Source organism: Microbacterium sp. 2RAF4 (genome assembly GCF_052115285.1).
Classification (GTDB): domain Bacteria; phylum Actinomycetota; class Actinomycetes; order Actinomycetales; family Microbacteriaceae; genus Microbacterium; species Microbacterium oxydans.
Genome location: NZ_JBFRGI010000001.1, coordinates 147,799 through 163,312, shown reverse-complemented (window position 1 = coordinate 163,312; position 15,514 = coordinate 147,799). Strand labels below are relative to the sequence as shown.

The window sequence follows — 15,514 nt, the reverse complement described above, 5'->3', positions numbered from 1 at the left end:
TAGTAGGATTTCGTATGAAGTTACCGTTTCATACTTCGCAAGTGGCCGCAAGCCGAACATCCGATGTTTATCGGAGCTTGATAATTCGTAACTCCCGGGAAACACGACGAACCCCCGCTACGCTGACGATGCTCCGACAGGAAAGTGCTCTCATGACGAACTCCGCTGACACCGCCGTCGACGATCCGCACACGCGACGAATCCTCGACCTCGTCGCCCGCGGTGAGGCGCGATCGCGCTCGGAGCTCGCCGTCTCGCTCGGCGTGGCCGCATCGACGGTCGGTCTCCGCGTGCAGTCCCTGCTGGATGCCGGCGTGCTCAGAGAAGCCGGGGACGGCACGTCACGCGGAGGGCGGCGCCCACGCGTCCTCCAGATCGCGGCCGACGGCTTCGTCCTGTCGGCAGACCTCGGCGGCGGACACGCCCGCATCGGCAGGCACTCCCTCAGCGGCGCCCTCCTGGACAGCGAATCCATCGCCGTCGACGTGACCGAGGGACCGGAGGCCACCCTGGATCGACTGGCGGTCGTGTTCGACCGTCTCCTGTCGACGGGCAGGATCCATGCGATCGGGATCAGCCTCCCCGGTCCGGTCGACATCTCCACGGGATCCGTCGACCAACCCTCGCGCATGCCTGGTTGGCCCGGCTTCCGGGTCGGCGACCACCTGTCCGCGCGCTACGGAGTGCCGGTGGCAGTCGACAACGACGCCAACCTCGCGGCCCTCGGCGAACACAGGGAACGATTCGGGCACACCGGCCACAGCATCACCGTGAAGGCCGGAACCGCCATCGGCAGCGGGATCATCGTGGACGGGCACGTGCACCGCGGTGCCACATCGGCCGCGGGCGACATCACCCACACGCGCATCGACGGCAGCGGCGACATTCCTTGCTCCTGCGGAAACACCGGATGCCTGGAAACCGTGGCGAGCGGGGCGAGCCTGGTCCGACAGATGCGCGAGCGCGGGAACGACGCCGTACGCACGACGACCGACGTGCTGAGCCTGGCGCGCGACGCCGACCCCCTCGCCACGACTCTGGTCCGCACGGCCGGCACCCACCTGGGCCAGGCACTCTCCGGTGTCGTCAACTTCTTCAATCCGCACGCCGTGTTCCTCACCGGCAGCATGAGCGCGTCCGAACCGTTCATCGCGGCCGTCCGCAGCCGGGTCTACGAGGCCTGCCACCCGCTCGCCACCCAGCGACTGCGCATCGAGTCCGCCGCGACGGGCGCTGACGCCATCCTGCACGGCGCGGCCCGACTCGCGCTCGAGGGCATGGACATCCCCGTGGCGGCCGCCTGAGCCACCGCCACGGTGCGCATCAGCCCTCGATCAGGGTCAGCTCGACAACGGGGACGAGCACCTCGGGTCGTCGCACCGGGAGGTGAACGGTCAGAGTCCCCTCCGCCTCCCCGGCGGGTGTCATGAGATCCGCCTCGCGATCGGGGTCGGACACGCTCGTCTGGAGCCAGGATCCGTCGTTGAGCAGTCGGACGTACGACACCTTGCCCGCGAGCTCCGGGAGGTGGACGAAGCCCATGGGCCAGTTGAAGAGGCTCAGGTAGAGCCGGTTTCCTCTGCGGGTGTAGACGCCCTCACGCGGTGGCGTGAAGGCCGCGTGCCCCGCGCCGACCACCGCGTCCCGGTGAAGGCGCATCCACTCGCCGATCTCCGCCAACGTGCTCGCGTCCCGCGCAGCGACCGCGCCACGCCCGTCCGGGCCGATGTTCAGCAGCATGTTGCCGTCCATCGAGACCGAGTCGACGAGCATCTGCACGAGCAGCGTGGCCGACTTCTGATCGGTGTTGTCGCGGTGATATCCCCACGAGCCGTTCAGGGTCTGGCAGGCCTCCCAGATCAGCGGCACACCGTCACGCACGATCGGCGCGGTCGGCTGGTACTGCTCTGGCGTGACGAAGTCGGCGGGGATCCCGAGACGGTCGTTCACCAGCATGTCCGGCTGCAGTTCCCGGCACAGGGCGAGGAGCCCGGCCGCATCCCAGTCCTCTGGCCCCTTGCCCGCCCACCCGTCCTTCTCCTCCGGGTAGGTGAAGTCGAAGAAGAGATAGTCGATGTCGCCGTACTCGGTGAGGAGCTCGCTCACCTGACCGTGGAGGTAGGTGCGGTACTCCGCCATGTCGCGCCCGACGTTGAGTTCACGGGCGTTCTCATCATCGCGGCGCGGGTGATTCCAGTCGATCGTGAAGTCGGGGTGATGCCAGTCGATGACCGAATGGTAGAGACCGACCTTCAGCCCTTCCGCCCTCAGCGCGTCGACGTACTCGCGAACCAGATCACGTCCGGTGTTCGCGACCGAGGTGAAGTCGGTCAGCTTCGAATCCCAGAGGCAGAAGCCGTCGTGGTGCTTCGTCGTGAGCACGACGTACCCCATGCCCGTCGCCTTCGCCGTGCGCGCGAGTGCTGCGGCATCGAAGAGATCCGGATCGAAGTGGTCGAAGTACGGCCGGTAGTCCTCGTCCGTGAGCCGCTCGTAGTTCTGCACCCACTCGTGCCTTGCGGCGGTGCTGTAGAGGCCGAAGTGGACGAACATGCCGAACCGAGCCCGGTCAAACCATTCCTGTCGCATACCTCTCATCCTGGCACAGACATCCGATGTCTAGAGCGTAGATGCACCTGCTCAACGCAGAACGGGCGCCCCGAAGGGGCGCCCGTTCGTTCGACCGTCGAATCAGCGCGCGGCGCTGCCGTCGATGTAGTCCTCGTCCTGCTGCTTCCACGCGAAGAGCGAGCGCAGCTCCTTGCCGGTGACCTCGATCGGGTGCTGCTCCTCCTTGGCGCGCAGCGCCAGGAACTCCTCGGCCCCGTTGTCCTGGTCATCGATGAAGCGCTTCGCGAAAGCGCCGGACTGGATGTCGGCCAGCACGCCCTTCATGCTCTCCTTGACGCGCTCGTCGATGACGCGCGGGCCCGAGACGTAGTCGCCGAACTCGGCGGTGTCGGAGATCGACCAGCGCTGCTTGGCGATGCCGCCCTCCCACATCAGGTCGACGATGAGCTTGAGCTCGTGCAGCACCTCGAAGTACGCGATCTGCGGCTGGTATCCCGCCTCGGTGAGAGTCTCGAAGCCCGCCTGCACGAGGTGGCTCACGCCACCGCAGAGCACGGCCTGCTCGCCGAACAGGTCGGTCTCGGTCTCTTCGGTGAAGGTCGTCTTGATGACGCCGGCCCGAGTACCGCCGATGGCCTTCGCGTACGAGAGCGCCAGGTCCCAGGCCTTGCCCGATGCGTCGCGCTCGACGGCGATGATGTCGGGGATGCCGCGGCCCGCGACGAACTCGCGACGCACGGTGTGGCCCGGAGCCTTCGGTGCGACCAGGATCACGTCGACGCCCTCGGGAGCATCGATGTAGCCGAAGCGGATGTTGAAGCCGTGCGCGAAGGCGAGGGTCTTTCCGGCGGTGAGGTTCGGCGCGATGGACTCGCTGTAGATCGTGCGCTGGTGCTGGTCCGGCGCGAGGATCATGATGACATCGGCCCACTCGGTCGCCTCGGCGACGGTCTTGACGGGGAAGCCGGCTTCCTCGGCCTTGGCCGCCGACTTCGAGCCCTCCTTGAGGGCGATCGCGACCTCGACACCCGAGTCGCGAAGGTTCTGCGCATGGGCGTGGCCCTGCGAGCCGTAGCCGACGATCGCGACCTTCTTGCCCTGGATCAGGGACAGGTCTGCATCGGCGTCGTAGAAGATCTCGGTGCTCACTTTGTGTTTCTCCTTGATTGTGGTTCGTGTGGGTAGAGGGGGCGCGTCAACCGCGCAGCACGCGTTCCGTGATGCTCTTGCCGCCGCGGCCGATGGCGAGAAGGCCGGACTGCGCGATCTCCTTGATGCCGAAGGGCTCGAGAGCGCGGAGCATGGCATCGACCTTGCCCTTGTCGCCCGTGACCTCGATCACGAGCGCGTCGGAGGCGTAGTCGACCACGGAAGCGCGGAAGAGGTTGACGACCTCGATCACGTTCGACCGGGTGGCGTTGTCGGTGCGGACTTTCACGAGCATGTGCTCGCGCTGCACCGACGTGGCGAAGTCGAGCTCGACGATCTTGATCACGTTGATCAGCTTGTTCAGCTGCTTGGTGACCTGCTCGAGCGGGAGCTCATCGACGTCGACGACGACGGTGATGCGGGAGATGCCCGGCACCTCCGTCACGCCCACGGCGAGGGAATCGATGTTGAAGCCGCGACGGGCGAAGAGGCCCGCCACACGGGTCAGAAGGCCGGGGGTGTTCTCCACCAGCAGGCTCAGCACATGGGTCGACATGGATCAGTCCTCCTCGTCGAATGCGGGCGCGTGCTCGCGGGCGTACTGGACGTAGCTGTTGCTGACTCCCTGCGGCACCATCGGCCACACCATGGAATCGGCACTCACGACGAAATCGATCACCACGGGCCGATCATTCGTCTCGAGTGCGAGCTTGATGGCGGCGTCGACCTCTTCCTCCTTCTCCACGCGGATCGCGAGGCAGCCGTAGGCTTCGGCGAGCTTCACGAAGTCGGGGATCCGGATCGTTCCGTGACCGGTGTTGAGATCGGTGTTCGAATGACGGCCGTCGTAGAACAGCGTCTGCCACTGGCGGACCATGCCCAGCGAGGAGTTGTTGATGATCGCGACCTTGATCGGGATGTTGTTGATCGTGCAGGTCGCGAGCTCCTGGTTGGTCATCTGGAAGCAGCCGTCGCCGTCGATCGCCCAGACCGGACGCTCGGGCTCGGCCACCTTGGCGCCCATGGCGGCCGGCACCGAGTAGCCCATGGTGCCGGCACCACCGGAGTTCAGCCAGGCGTTCGGACGCTCGTACTTGATGAACTGCGCCGCCCACATCTGGTGCTGGCCTACGCCGGAGGCGAAGATGCCCTCCGGCCCGGTGAGCTCGCCGATGCGCTGGATCACGTGCTGAGGGGCGAGCAGACCGTCGGTGGTCGGCGCGTATCCGAGCGGGAACTCGGTACGCAGACCGTCCAGGTACGACCACCACTCCTCGATGTCGGGCTTCGTGTCGGCCGTCGCGCCACGGAACGCGGCGTCGAGGTCGGTGAGCACGTCGCGCACATCGCCGACGATCGGCACGTCAGCCGTGCGGATCTTGGAGATCTCCGCCGGGTCGATGTCGACGTGGACGACCTTCGCGTTCGGTGCGAACAGCGCCGCCTTGCCCGTGACACGGTCGTCGAACCGCGCACCCAGCGAGACGAGCAGATCGGCCTCCTGCAGAGCGAGCACCGCAGGAACCGTGCCGTGCATACCAGGCATGCCGAGGTGCTGCGGGTGCGAGTCGGGGAAGGCGCCACGGGCCATCAGCGTCGTGACGACCGGGGCCCCGGTGGACTCGGCGAGTTCGAGGAGCTCCGCGGACGCCTTGCCGCGGATCACGCCACCGCCCACGTACAGCACCGGCTTCTTGGCTTCGGCGAGGAGGGCCGCTGCGGCCTGGATCTGCTTCCCGTGCGCCTTCGTCACAGGCCGATAGCCGGGGAGGTCGATCTTGGGCGGCCAGACGAAGGGCGCAGTCGCCTGCTGCGCGTCCTTGGTGATGTCGACCAGCACCGGACCGGGGCGACCGGTGCCGGCGATCTCGTACGCCGCAGCGATCGCGCCGGGGATGTCCGCCGCGTCCTTCACGAGGAAGGAGTGCTTGGTGATCGGCATCGTGATGCCCACGATGTCGGCCTCCTGGAACGCATCCGTCCCCATGAGGGTCGAGAACACCTGACCGGTGATCGCGAGCATCGGCACCGAATCCATGTAGGCGTCGGCGATCGCGGTCACGAGGTTGGTCGCGCCGGGACCGGAGGTCGCGATGCACACGCCCACCTTGCCGGATGCGGAGGCGTACCCCTCGGCCGCGTGCCCTGCTCCCTGCTCGTGACGCACCAGGATGTGACGGAGCTCGGAAGCGTCCATCAGCGGGTCGTAGACGGGGAGGATAGCCCCGCCCGGAAGCCCGAACACGTCGGTGACACCGAGCAGCTCGAGCGAACGGACCACGGCCTCCGCACCCGTGATCTCCGGTGCGGCGGGTTGACGGGCGGGCGGCCTCGGCACGGCCGGAGCGGAATCAGCAGTCATGACTTTCCTTCTGATGATCTGTGGAGGACGCCGGACGTCGGAACGTCCGGGTCAGCCGGTGGTCGCTCCCTCGGCGGCGGACCGCACGAGGCGCGAGTACTTGGCAAGAACGCCTCGGGTGTAGCGCGGGGGAAGCGGCTCCCAGCCAGAGCGGCGGGAGGCGAGCTCTGCCTCGTCGACGAGTAGATCGAGAGAGCGAGCTGCGATATCGACCCGTATCAGATCACCATCGCGCACGAAGGCGATAGGACCTGCGTCCACCGCTTCGGGTGCTATGTGGCCGATGCACAGGCCGGTTGTGCCGCCTGAGAATCGTCCGTCCGTCAAGAGTAGTACATCTTTTCCGAGTCCCGCGCCCTTGATGGCCGCGGTGATCGCGAGCATCTCTCGCATGCCCGGTCCGCCCTTGGGCCCCTCGTATCGGATCACGATCACCGTGCCGGGTTCGATCTCGCCTTCGGCCACGGCGTCCATGGCCGCACGCTCGCGCTCGAACACGCGAGCCGGTCCCTCGAACACCGCGGCGTCGAAGCCCGCCGTCTTGACGACGGCACCCTCCGGGGCGAGCGAGCCGTGCAGGATCGTGAGCCCGCCCGTGGCGTGGATCGGGTTGTCGAAGGTGTGGATGACCTCGCCGTCGATCGGCTGCGGGTCGAGGTCCGCGAGGTTCTCGGCGAGCGTCTTGCCTGTGACAGTGAGCGCGTCGCCGTGCAGGAGTCCCTCGTCGAGCATGGCCTTCATGATCACGGGGATGCCGCCCTGGCGGTCGACGTCGTTCATGACGTACTTGCCGAACGGCTTCATGTCGGCCACGTGCGGGACCTTGTCGCCGATGCGGTTGAAGTCGTGCAGACTCAGCTCGACCTCGGCCTCTCGGGCGATGGCGAGGAGGTGGAGGACGACGTTGGTCGAGCCGCCGAGAGCCATCGCGAGGGCGATCGCGTTCTCGAACGCCTCCTTGGTGAGGATGTCGCGCGTCGTGATGCCCTGACGGAGCAGGTTGACGACGGCCTCGCCCGACCGGTGCGCGAAGTAGTCGCGACGGCGGTCGGCAGCGGGCGGCGCGGCGGAGCCCGGCAGGCTGAGCCCGAGTGCCTCAGCGACGGAGGCCATGGTGTTGGCGGTGTACATGCCGCCGCACGCGCCCTCACCGGGAGCGATGGCGCACTCGATGCGCTTGAGGTCTTCCTCGCTCATCAAGCCGGCACGGCAGGCGCCGACCGCCTCGAACGAGTCGATGATCGTGACGTCCTTCTCGGTGCCGTCGGAGAGCTTGACCCAGCCCGGCGCGATCGATCCGGCGTAGAGGAACACGCTCGACAGGTCGAGGCGCGCGCTGGCCATGAGCATGCCGGGGATCGACTTGTCGCAGCCGGCGAGCAGGACGGAGCCGTCCAGGCGCTCGGCCATCATCACGGTCTCGACCGAGTCGGCGATGACCTCGCGGGAGACGAGCGAGAAGTGCATCCCCTCGTGGCCCATCGAGATGCCGTCCGAGACGGAGATGGTTCCGAACTGCAGCGGGTAGCCGCCGCCCGAGTGCACTCCCTCCTTCGCCCCCTGAGCAAGACGGTCGAGGCTCAGGTTGCAGGGAGTGATCTCGTTCCAGCTGGACGCGATGCCGATCTGCGGCTTGTCCCAGTCGGCGTCGCCCATGCCGACGGCACGGAGCATGCCGCGGGAGGTCGTGGCCTCGATGCCGTCGGTGACGACGCGGCTGCGGGGCTTGATGTCGATGGGCGCGCTGCTGGAGGGATCATGCGAGGACATGACGGAAGTCTATTGCCGCCGAGAGGCACGTTCGTCCGCCAACGCCTCCAGAAGGTCGGCGATCTGTTGTGGAGAGTCCACACGAAGGGTCGCGGCGCTCTCCCCCGGCCCGACCCGCACGCCGAGATCACCGGGCTGCAGCACACGCATCGCATCCTCGTCCGTCACATCATCGCCTGCGAAGAGGATCCCGGTGGCGTCGAACCTCTCGCGGAGAGCGGCCATCGCGGCATCCTTGCCCTCCGTTCGAGAGGAGAACTCGAGCACCCTGTGGCCGGAACGCCGTCTCCAGTGCGGGAAGCGTTCCGCGACGAGGGCATCGATCTCGGCGAAGACGCGTTCCTCGGTCTCGCGGTCGGCACGACGGGTATGCACGCCCATACCGAAGGTCTTGGGCTCGAACTCGGCGCCTTCGTAGCGGTCGATGATCGGCTTCGCCGCCGCCCAGAGCTCCTCTCGAGCGCTGTCGTCCGTCGACTCGCCGGGGGCGTCAGCGTCGCCTTCCCCCGGGAACCAGTACTGGGCGCCGTGCGATCCGGCCAAGGCGATCGCGGAGTCGTCGGTGTGCTCCGTGATGACGCGGAGGTCGTGCATGCTGCGTCCGGAGACGTAGGCGACGACGGTGTCCGGAAGAGCGGCGAGGCGGTCGACCTGGATGGCGACCTCGGGCAGAGCTCTGGCTGCCATCGGATCCGGGACCAGCGGCGATGCCGTGCCGTCGAAGTCGAGCGCGACCACGAGCCGTGCAGTCCCTGCCAGGGCGCTCAGGTCGTCATCGGCGGTTCCGGGGGTCCAGGGGCGCGTCACAGATTCTCCAATCGAAGGGGACTCCTCCAGTATCGCGGCCGCACACGGACTCAGCGACCACGTACCTCCGCCAACGCGGCGAGGAATGACGACGACCATGCGGTCACATCGTTGTCGAGCACTCGGCGCCGGAGCGAGCGCATGCGACGCGACTGCTCGCCCGCCGGCATGTCCACGGCGGTCATGATCGCGTCCTTGAGGCCTTCGATGTCGTGCGGGTTGACGCGGACGGCCTGGCGCAGCTCGTCCGCCGCCCCCGTGAACTCGCTCAGCACGAGGACACCGCGGTTGTCGGCCCTGGTGGCGACGTACTCCTTGGCCACGAGGTTCATGCCGTCGCGGAGCGCTGTCACGAGCATGACATCTGCCGCCAGGTAGAGCGCGACCATCTCCTCGCGCGGATAGCCCTGGTGCAGGTACCGGATGGCGGAGTGCCCCATCGTGTCGTTGTCGCCGTTGATGCGGCTCACTGCGAGCTCGATCTCGTCCCGCAGATGCACGTAGGCATCGACCCGCTCGCGGCTGGGGCTCGCGACCTGCACCAGTGTCACGTCCTCGACGTTCAGCCGCCCGTCCTCGAGCAGTTCGCCATAGGCCTTGATCCGGTGCCGGATGCCCTTCGTGTAGTCGAGCCTGTCGACGCCGAGCAGGATGCGCTTGGGGTTGCCGAGGCTGGCTCTGATCTCGGCGGCTCTGGCCTGGATGTCCTCCCTGGCCGCGAGTTCGAGGTAAGGCTCGGTGTCGATGGAGATCGGGAAGGCTCTCGCCACCGCTGTCCTCGTCTGCTCGCCGTCCGGCACCGCGACATGCGAGCCCTTGACCTCGTACCGCAAGCGGCGGCGCACGGCGGTCAAGAAGTACGTGGCATCCTGCGCGCGCTGGAAGCCGATGACGTCGGCGCCGAGGAGTCCCCGCAGCACCTGGTCGCGCCAGGGCAGCTGCGCATACAGACCGTGAGCGGGGAACGGGATGTGGTGGAAGTAGCCGATGGTGACGTCGGGCCGCAGTTCCCGCACCATCTGCGGCACGAGCTGCAGCTGGTAGTCGTGGACCCACACGGTGCCGTCCTTCGCGACCGCGGCGGCAGCGGCCTCGGCGAAGCGGCGGTTCACCGTCACATATGCCTCCCACCATTCCCGGTGGTACTGCGGCGGCGCGATCACATCGTGATAGAGCGGCCAGATGGTGTCGTTCGCGAAACCTTCGTAGTACTCGGCGACCTCCTGAGCGCTGAGAGTCACCGGTATCAGGTCGATGCCGTCGGCCGCGAACGGCTCCAGCTCGACGTCGGCCTGACCGGGCCAGCCCACCCAGGCCCCGTGCACGCTCCGCATCATCGGCTCGAGCGCGGCGACGAGACCACCGGGAGACGTGCGCCAGGTCTCCTCACCTCCGGGACCCACCACCCGATCGACGGGCAGGCGGTTGGCGACGACGACGAAATCTGCTGCGGCCACGAGGGCTCCTCCCGGGGTTTCCTCCAGGCTATCGAGGAACGTCGATCTCCGCGGATCGCGCGTCAGGGGTTGACGCAGGCCTCGCGTCCCCTCTACCGCTGAGGAACCAGTTCGCCACACCTGCGATGAAGGCGATCAGCGCCGCGACCATCGGGAGCAGCAGCGCAGCAGGCGTGCCGACGCTCTCGGCGATCTCGCCGGCGAAGGCCGCTCCGATGGACTGCCCGACGACGACGCCGGAACCGAGCATCGTCATGACGGTGGCAGAACGTCCCCGCGGACTGCGTGCTGCGCCGAAGCTGTACTGCGTGACGAGGGTGGGACCGATGCCGATGCCCATGATCGCGAGCGCCAGCATCATGGTGCCAGGGGTGTCGACGAAGCCGAGCAGCAGCGTGCCAGCCAGCAGGATCCCGGAGAACACGAGCCACCGTGCGCGCATAGAGAATCGCGGGGGAAGCCATGCGACGCCGAGTGCGAGGATCGCGGATCCCACACCCATGACCCCGTAGAGGAGGCCGGCCTGTTCCGGCGCCCCGCGGTCGGCCATGAACGACGTCAGCGAGGTGAGCATCGTGCCGAAGAAGATACCGACGCCGAGGATGCCGACCACCACGATCAGCAGCTGGGGACGGAACAGCTCGGAGACGGCCGAAGGCGCCTTCCCGTCGGCGTCGCGATCCTGCGAGACGTGTCGGCCGCTGGGGTGCAGCGCGAACGCACCCACGAAGACCACAGTGAGGACGGCTGCACCGACCAGCGGAGCCCACGGTGCGATCGCCGACGCCAGGATCCCGACCAGGAACGGCCCGAACACGAACACCGTCTCGTCCGCCGCCGACTCGTACGCCATCGTGCCCGACACCGTCTTCGCACGGCGGGACTCCGCCATCCGTTCGCTGATGATCGTGACGAGTCGCGAGCGTGAGAGCGGAGCGACCTGCGGGGCGCTCGCCCCGATGCCGACGGCGGCGAGCAGCACGAATCCGTCCGGCGCCGTTCCGTAGACGACCACGGTAAAAAGGAGAAGCATCGCCGCGTTCGCGACAGCGAGCACCGTCAGCACGACTCGCTGCCCGAAGCGGTCGGCTGCTGCCCCGAGCAGAGGCCCGAAGCATGCGGTGCCGAGCCCCACGGCCGCCGAGGTGAGGCCTCCGAGCGAGAGGGAGCCCCGCGCGGAGACGACGACCGTGAGCACCCCGACGACCATCATCGCGAACGGCAATCGGGCGATGAAGGCGATGAGGAAGTAGGGAAGGCCGGCGAGACGGAGAAGGGTCGGCTCGGCGAGTTGCTGCGATGCTGTTGCGCGTGTCATGGCTCTCGCGCGTCGAAGACGCGATGTCGGGTGCCGCCGCTGTCCGCCGGAATGCCGACGGCCGGTAGATACACGGTTGTGCGGCCGCGGGCGAGCCGCGACCAGGCCATGATAGCGGGTGCGCCCGAGTGTCGCCCTTCAGCTCCTCCCCTGCCGGATCCACCGGGGCTTGTCAAGGCTCGATGCGACCAGGGGGCCGGGAAGGTAGCGTGGGGGAATGCGCTACCTCTTCAGCACCGGACTTGTCGCTGCGATCTCCGCCGGAGTCTCCCTGCTGCGCGGCACCCGCGAGCAGCCCATCACCTGGCGCGCCGTGTTGTCCTGGGTGAGCTGGGGCATCACGATGGCGCTCGCCATCGGCGCCGTGATCGACATGAACCGCGAGCGCCGCGGGGTACTGGTGGACGCCGACTCCCCGCAGTCGGTCAAGAAGGCGAAGAAGGCTCAGCGACTGCAGTTCCGCTCGCAGAAGGCGCTCGCCGACACGCAGGACCACGCCAAGGAGTCGCGTCCCTGAACGGGCCCCGGCAGTGACCGTCGTCATCTGGTGAGGATGAGCGCCTCTCCCTGGCCGCCACCACCGCAGAGTCCGACCGCCGCGGTCCCCGTCCCCCGGCGTGCCAGCTCATGCGCGAGGTGAACGACCAGCCTGTTGCCGGAGGCCCCGATGGGGTGGCCGATCGCGATGCCGCCGCCGTGGATGTTCACGATGCTCTCGTCGAGTCCGAGCTCGTCCTGGGAACGTGCGACGACGGCACCGAAAGCCTCGTTGATCTCGACGAGATCGAGATCGGACGGTGCGATGCCCTGTTTGGCGCACGCACGCTCGATCGCACGCGCCGGCTGCGCCTGGAGCGAGTTGTCGGGTCCTGCCGTCTGTCCGCTCGCACCGATGGTCGCCAGCACGGGCCAGCTCTTCGCGGTCGCGACGTCGCGGGTCGTCAGGACGACCGCGGAGGCGCCGTCGGAGATCGGCGATGAGTTGCCGGCGGTGATCGAGCCGCCCTCCGCGAACGCCGCCCTGAGCCCCGAGAGCGTCTGCACGGTGGTGTCGGGTCGCACTCCCTCGTCCTTCGTCACGCGCACGGGCTCACCCCGTCGCTGCGGAACGTCCACTGGGACGATCTCCGCGTCGAACACCCCCGACTCCTGCGCAGCCGTCGCACGCTGGTGGGAGAGAGCCGCGACCTGGTCCTGCGCCTCCCTGGTGAGTCCGAAACGCGCGTTGTGCCGTTCCGTCGATGCACCCATGCTCTCCTGGTCGTACGCGTCGGTGAGCCCGTCGTACGCCATGTGGTCCAGCACCTCGACGCTTCCGTACGTCCAGCCGTCACGGGAACCCATCAGCAGGTGCGGGGCGCGCGTCATCGACTCCATGCCCGCGGCGACGACCACCTCGGCATCGCCCGTGCGGATCATGCGCGCGGCGTCGATGATCGCCGTCAGCCCCGACAGACAGACCTTGTTCACCGAGTGCGCCGGAACGTCCCATCCGATGCCCGCACCGATCGCCGCCTGCCGCGCCGCGTTCTGTCCCGACCCGGCCGCCAGCACCTGACCGACGATGACGGCGTCGACATCGGCGGGGTCGATCGTGGCCTGTTCGAGCGCGCCGCGGATCGCAAGCGATCCGAGCTGAGGCGCCGTGAACGCGGAGAGCTGCCCCTTGAGGCGCCCCTGCGGAGTGCGAGCAGCGGCGACGATGACGACGTCCTTCTCAGTCATGGTGCGTGGTCCTTCCGTTGTGCAGTGTGCGAGAGACGATGAGGGGTGGCTCCGTCGCGGCGACGACGTCGGCGACCGTGACGTCGGGCGCGGTCTCGACGAGCACGAGTCCCTCCGATGTCACGTCGATCACGGCGAGGTCGGTGATGATCCGGTCGATGACACCCCGGCCCGTCAACGGCAGGGAGCACTCGTCGACGATCTTCGCGGAACCGTCTTTGGCGACGTGCTCCATGAGCACGATGACACGGCCGGCGCCGTGAACCAGATCCATGGCACCGCCAGGACCCTTGACCATCTTGCCTGGGATCATCCAGTTCGCGAGGTCTCCCGCCGACGAGACCTGCATCGCCCCGAGGATCGCGGCATCGATCTTGCCCCCTCGGATCATGCCGAAACTGGTCGCCGAGTCGAAGAACGCCGCCCCGGGAAGAGCGGTCACCGTCTCCTTGCCCGCATTGATCAGGTCGGGATCGACCGCGTCCTCCCTCGGATAGGGGCCGACACCGAGGATGCCGTTCTCCGACTGCAGCACCACGGTGACACCGGGCGGCACATGATTGGGCACCAGCGTGGGAAGGCCGATGCCGAGGTTCACGTAGGCGCCGTCCTGCAGCTCGGCCGCAGCGCGGGCGGCCATCTGCTCGCGGGTCAGTGCCATGTCAGGCTCCTTCCACGGCGACGGTGCGCCGTTCGATGCGCTTGGGGATGTCGGTGCCGACCTCGACGACGCGGTGCACGAAGACACCGGGAAGATGGATGAGATCCGGATCGAGGTCCCCCGGTTCCACCAGCTGTTCGACCTGAGCGATGCAGACCCGTCCCGCCATGGCGGCGAGCGGGTTGAAGTTGCGCGCCGCCTTGTTGAACACGAGGTTGCCGTGTCGATCTCCGCGGGCGGCGTGCACGAGCGCGAAGTCGGTGGTGATCGCCTCCTCGAGGACGAACTCCCGCGGTTGCCCGTCGACCTCGAAGGCGCGCACGTCCTTGGGGGGCGAGGCGACGGCGATCGTGCCGTCGGCGTTGTACCGGCGCGGCAGTCCTCCCTCCGCGACCTGTGTGCCGACCCCGGACTGGGTGTAGAAGGCGGCGATCCCCGAGCCGCCGGCGCGGAGCTTCTCGGCGAGGGTTCCCTGCGGTGTGAGCTCGAGCTCGAGTTCCCCGCTGAGGAACTGACGCTCGAACTCCTTGTTCTCGCCCACATACGACGAGGTCATCTTGCGGATCCGCCGCGCGCCCAACAGCACGCCCAGACCCCAGTCGTCGACCCCGCAGTTGTTGCTCACGACGCTCAGGCCCGTGGTGCCCTGTGCGAGGAGTGCCTCGATGAGTGCGATCGGGTTACCGGAGAGCCCGAAGCCGCCGACCGCCAGCGACGCTCCATCCTCGATGTCGGCGACAGCTGCCTCGGCAGACTCCCAGTGCTTGTCGATCACGTCGGCTCCTTCGATCGCGTGCTCTCTCCAGCATCCGTCCAGAGCGCCTGCCCGGAGAAGCAGGATCTTGTGATGTGGCAGAACCTCGAGGTAGCGTCCACATCATGGAACCTCTTGCTGCGGTGCCCGGCGCTCAGGCCATCGCCAGAGCCGCGCGTCTGCTGCGTCTGGTGACGGCCGCTGGCGCGGGAGGTGCCTCGCTGCAGGAGCTGGCGCGCGGCGCAGATCTCTCACGCTCGACAGCGCACCGCCTGCTGAGCGCTCTCCGCGCCGAGGGCCTGGTCGACCGGGACGGCGAGAGCACCCGGTGGATGCCCGGTCCTGAGCTCTTCCTGATGGGATCCGTCGCGGCCGCTCGGTACGACGTGACTGCTCTCGCCCGCGACGTGGTCCGCTCACTCGCCGTCAAGACCGAGGAGAGCGCGTTCCTCTCCGTACGTCGAGCGGACGAGACGGTCTGCCTCCTCCGCGAGGAAGGCTCGTTCCCCATCCGTTCCTTCGTGCTGAGCGAGGGCGTCCGGTTCCCCTTGGGCGTCGCGAGCGCCGGCCTCGCCATTCTCGCCTTCCTCCCGGACCACGATGTGGATGCCTATCTCGACCGTCACCCGGACCTCGAGAGCTCGTGGGGACGAGCCCACGGCATGCAACCCCTTCGCACGCGTCTCGCCGAGACCAAGGAACGGGGATACGCGGTGAACCCCGGCCTGATCGTCGAAGGCAGCTGGGGCCTCGGCGCCGCTGTGTTCGATCGCTCGGGGCGCCCGGAATGGGCGTTGAGCCTCACCGGCGTGGAGTTCCGCTTCGGCCCCGACCGGATGGCTGAGCTCGGCCGCACCCTGCTGGCACACGCACATCAGCTCTCCGCGCGCATCGCCACCGCACGACGGTGACCTTTATTCATACCATCAGGTATATACTT

General features: G+C 67.8%; 14 protein-coding genes. 3 read left to right on the top strand and 11 right to left on the bottom strand.

Annotated features, from left to right (window positions below):
* Positions 1-152: 152 nt before the first annotated feature.
* Positions 153-1,304, top strand: a complete 1,152-nt coding sequence (locus AB4070_RS00790) for an ROK family protein (protein WP_441978501.1) — start codon at positions 153-155, stop codon at positions 1,302-1,304.
* 19 nt (positions 1,305-1,323) lie between these two features.
* Here the strand turns inward: AB4070_RS00790 and AB4070_RS00785 are convergent, their stop codons facing one another.
* The 8 genes from AB4070_RS00785 to AB4070_RS00750 form a co-directional block, all read right to left on the bottom strand.
* Positions 1,324-2,598, bottom strand: a complete 1,275-nt coding sequence (locus AB4070_RS00785) for an alpha-L-fucosidase (protein ID WP_441978500.1) — start codon at positions 2,596-2,598, stop codon at positions 1,324-1,326.
* A 93-nt stretch (positions 2,599-2,691) separates the two neighbouring features.
* Complete coding sequence (gene ilvC, locus AB4070_RS00780) at positions 2,692-3,720, bottom strand: ketol-acid reductoisomerase (RefSeq protein ID WP_058630555.1); 1,029 nt, start codon at positions 3,718-3,720, stop codon at positions 2,692-2,694.
* 46 nt (positions 3,721-3,766) lie between these two features.
* Positions 3,767-4,276: an acetolactate synthase small subunit gene (gene ilvN, locus AB4070_RS00775; protein WP_017830816.1), complete on the bottom strand. Its 510-nt coding sequence runs from the start codon at positions 4,274-4,276 to the stop codon at positions 3,767-3,769.
* A gap of 3 nt (positions 4,277-4,279) precedes the next feature.
* A complete protein-coding gene (locus AB4070_RS00770) occupies positions 4,280-6,082 on the bottom strand; it encodes an acetolactate synthase large subunit (RefSeq protein ID WP_441978499.1) in 1,803 nt (600 codons plus the stop codon).
* A 51-nt stretch (positions 6,083-6,133) separates the two neighbouring features.
* Positions 6,134-7,852, bottom strand: a complete 1,719-nt coding sequence (gene ilvD / locus AB4070_RS00765; protein WP_441978498.1) for a dihydroxy-acid dehydratase — start codon at positions 7,850-7,852, stop codon at positions 6,134-6,136.
* A gap of 9 nt (positions 7,853-7,861) precedes the next feature.
* On the bottom strand, positions 7,862-8,659 hold the full coding sequence (otsB, locus tag AB4070_RS00760; protein ID WP_441978497.1) for a trehalose-phosphatase: 798 nt from the start codon (positions 8,657-8,659) through the stop codon (positions 7,862-7,864).
* A gap of 50 nt (positions 8,660-8,709) precedes the next feature.
* Positions 8,710-10,116, bottom strand: coding sequence for an alpha,alpha-trehalose-phosphate synthase (UDP-forming) (locus AB4070_RS00755; protein WP_441978496.1), 1,407 nt, complete (start codon positions 10,114-10,116; stop codon positions 8,710-8,712).
* A 28-nt stretch (positions 10,117-10,144) separates the two neighbouring features.
* On the bottom strand, positions 10,145-11,434 hold the full coding sequence (locus AB4070_RS00750; RefSeq protein WP_441978495.1) for an MFS transporter: 1,290 nt from the start codon (positions 11,432-11,434) through the stop codon (positions 10,145-10,147).
* A gap of 217 nt (positions 11,435-11,651) precedes the next feature.
* On the opposite strand from AB4070_RS00750, the gene AB4070_RS00745 reads away from it, so the two are divergent.
* Positions 11,652-11,951 carry a hypothetical protein gene (locus AB4070_RS00745; RefSeq protein WP_441978494.1) on the top strand — a complete coding sequence of 100 codons (300 nt, stop codon included), beginning with the start codon at positions 11,652-11,654 and terminating at the stop codon, positions 11,949-11,951.
* A 23-nt stretch (positions 11,952-11,974) separates the two neighbouring features.
* Here AB4070_RS00745 and AB4070_RS00740 read toward each other — a convergent pair whose 3' ends face one another.
* Genes AB4070_RS00740 through AB4070_RS00730 form a run of 3 tightly spaced genes read right to left on the bottom strand, consistent with a single transcriptional unit; the run spans position 11,975 to position 14,595 of the window.
* Positions 11,975-13,159, bottom strand: a complete 1,185-nt coding sequence (locus AB4070_RS00740; RefSeq protein ID WP_441978493.1) for an acetyl-CoA C-acetyltransferase — start codon at positions 13,157-13,159, stop codon at positions 11,975-11,977.
* Positions 13,152-13,820 carry a CoA transferase subunit B gene (locus AB4070_RS00735; RefSeq protein WP_441978492.1) on the bottom strand — a complete coding sequence of 223 codons (669 nt, stop codon included), beginning with the start codon at positions 13,818-13,820 and terminating at the stop codon, positions 13,152-13,154. The genes AB4070_RS00740 and AB4070_RS00735 overlap by 8 nt, the downstream gene beginning before the upstream one ends.
* A 1-nt stretch (position 13,821) precedes the next feature.
* Positions 13,822-14,595, bottom strand: a complete 774-nt coding sequence (locus AB4070_RS00730; protein WP_441978491.1) for a CoA transferase subunit A — start codon at positions 14,593-14,595, stop codon at positions 13,822-13,824.
* A 104-nt stretch (positions 14,596-14,699) separates the two neighbouring features.
* Here AB4070_RS00730 and AB4070_RS00725 point away from each other — a divergent pair, with 104 nt between their 5' ends.
* Entirely contained in the window at positions 14,700-15,485 is a 786-nt protein-coding gene (locus AB4070_RS00725; protein ID WP_441978490.1) for an IclR family transcriptional regulator, read from the top strand.
* Positions 15,486-15,514 lie beyond the last annotated feature (29 nt).

Coding starts and splice junctions, on each gene's coding strand:
- AB4070_RS00790 (WP_441978501.1), top strand. CDS start 153: ATGACGAACTCCGCTGACACCGCCGTCGACGATCCGCACACGCGACGA.
- AB4070_RS00785 (WP_441978500.1), bottom strand. CDS start 2,598: ATGAGAGGTATGCGACAGGAATGGTTTGACCGGGCTCGGTTCGGCATG.
- ilvN (WP_017830816.1), bottom strand. CDS start 4,276: ATGTCGACCCATGTGCTGAGCCTGCTGGTGGAGAACACCCCCGGCCTT.
- AB4070_RS00770 (WP_441978499.1), bottom strand. CDS start 6,082: ATGACTGCTGATTCCGCTCCGGCCGTGCCGAGGCCGCCCGCCCGTCAA.
- ilvD (WP_441978498.1), bottom strand. CDS start 7,852: ATGTCCTCGCATGATCCCTCCAGCAGCGCGCCCATCGACATCAAGCCC.
- AB4070_RS00750 (WP_441978495.1), bottom strand. CDS start 11,434: ATGACACGCGCAACAGCATCGCAGCAACTCGCCGAGCCGACCCTTCTC.
- AB4070_RS00745 (WP_441978494.1), top strand. CDS start 11,652: ATGCGCTACCTCTTCAGCACCGGACTTGTCGCTGCGATCTCCGCCGGA.
- AB4070_RS00740 (WP_441978493.1), bottom strand. CDS start 13,159: ATGACTGAGAAGGACGTCGTCATCGTCGCCGCTGCTCGCACTCCGCAG.
- AB4070_RS00735 (WP_441978492.1), bottom strand. CDS start 13,820: ATGGCACTGACCCGCGAGCAGATGGCCGCCCGCGCTGCGGCCGAGCTG.
- AB4070_RS00725 (WP_441978490.1), top strand. CDS start 14,700: ATGGAACCTCTTGCTGCGGTGCCCGGCGCTCAGGCCATCGCCAGAGCC.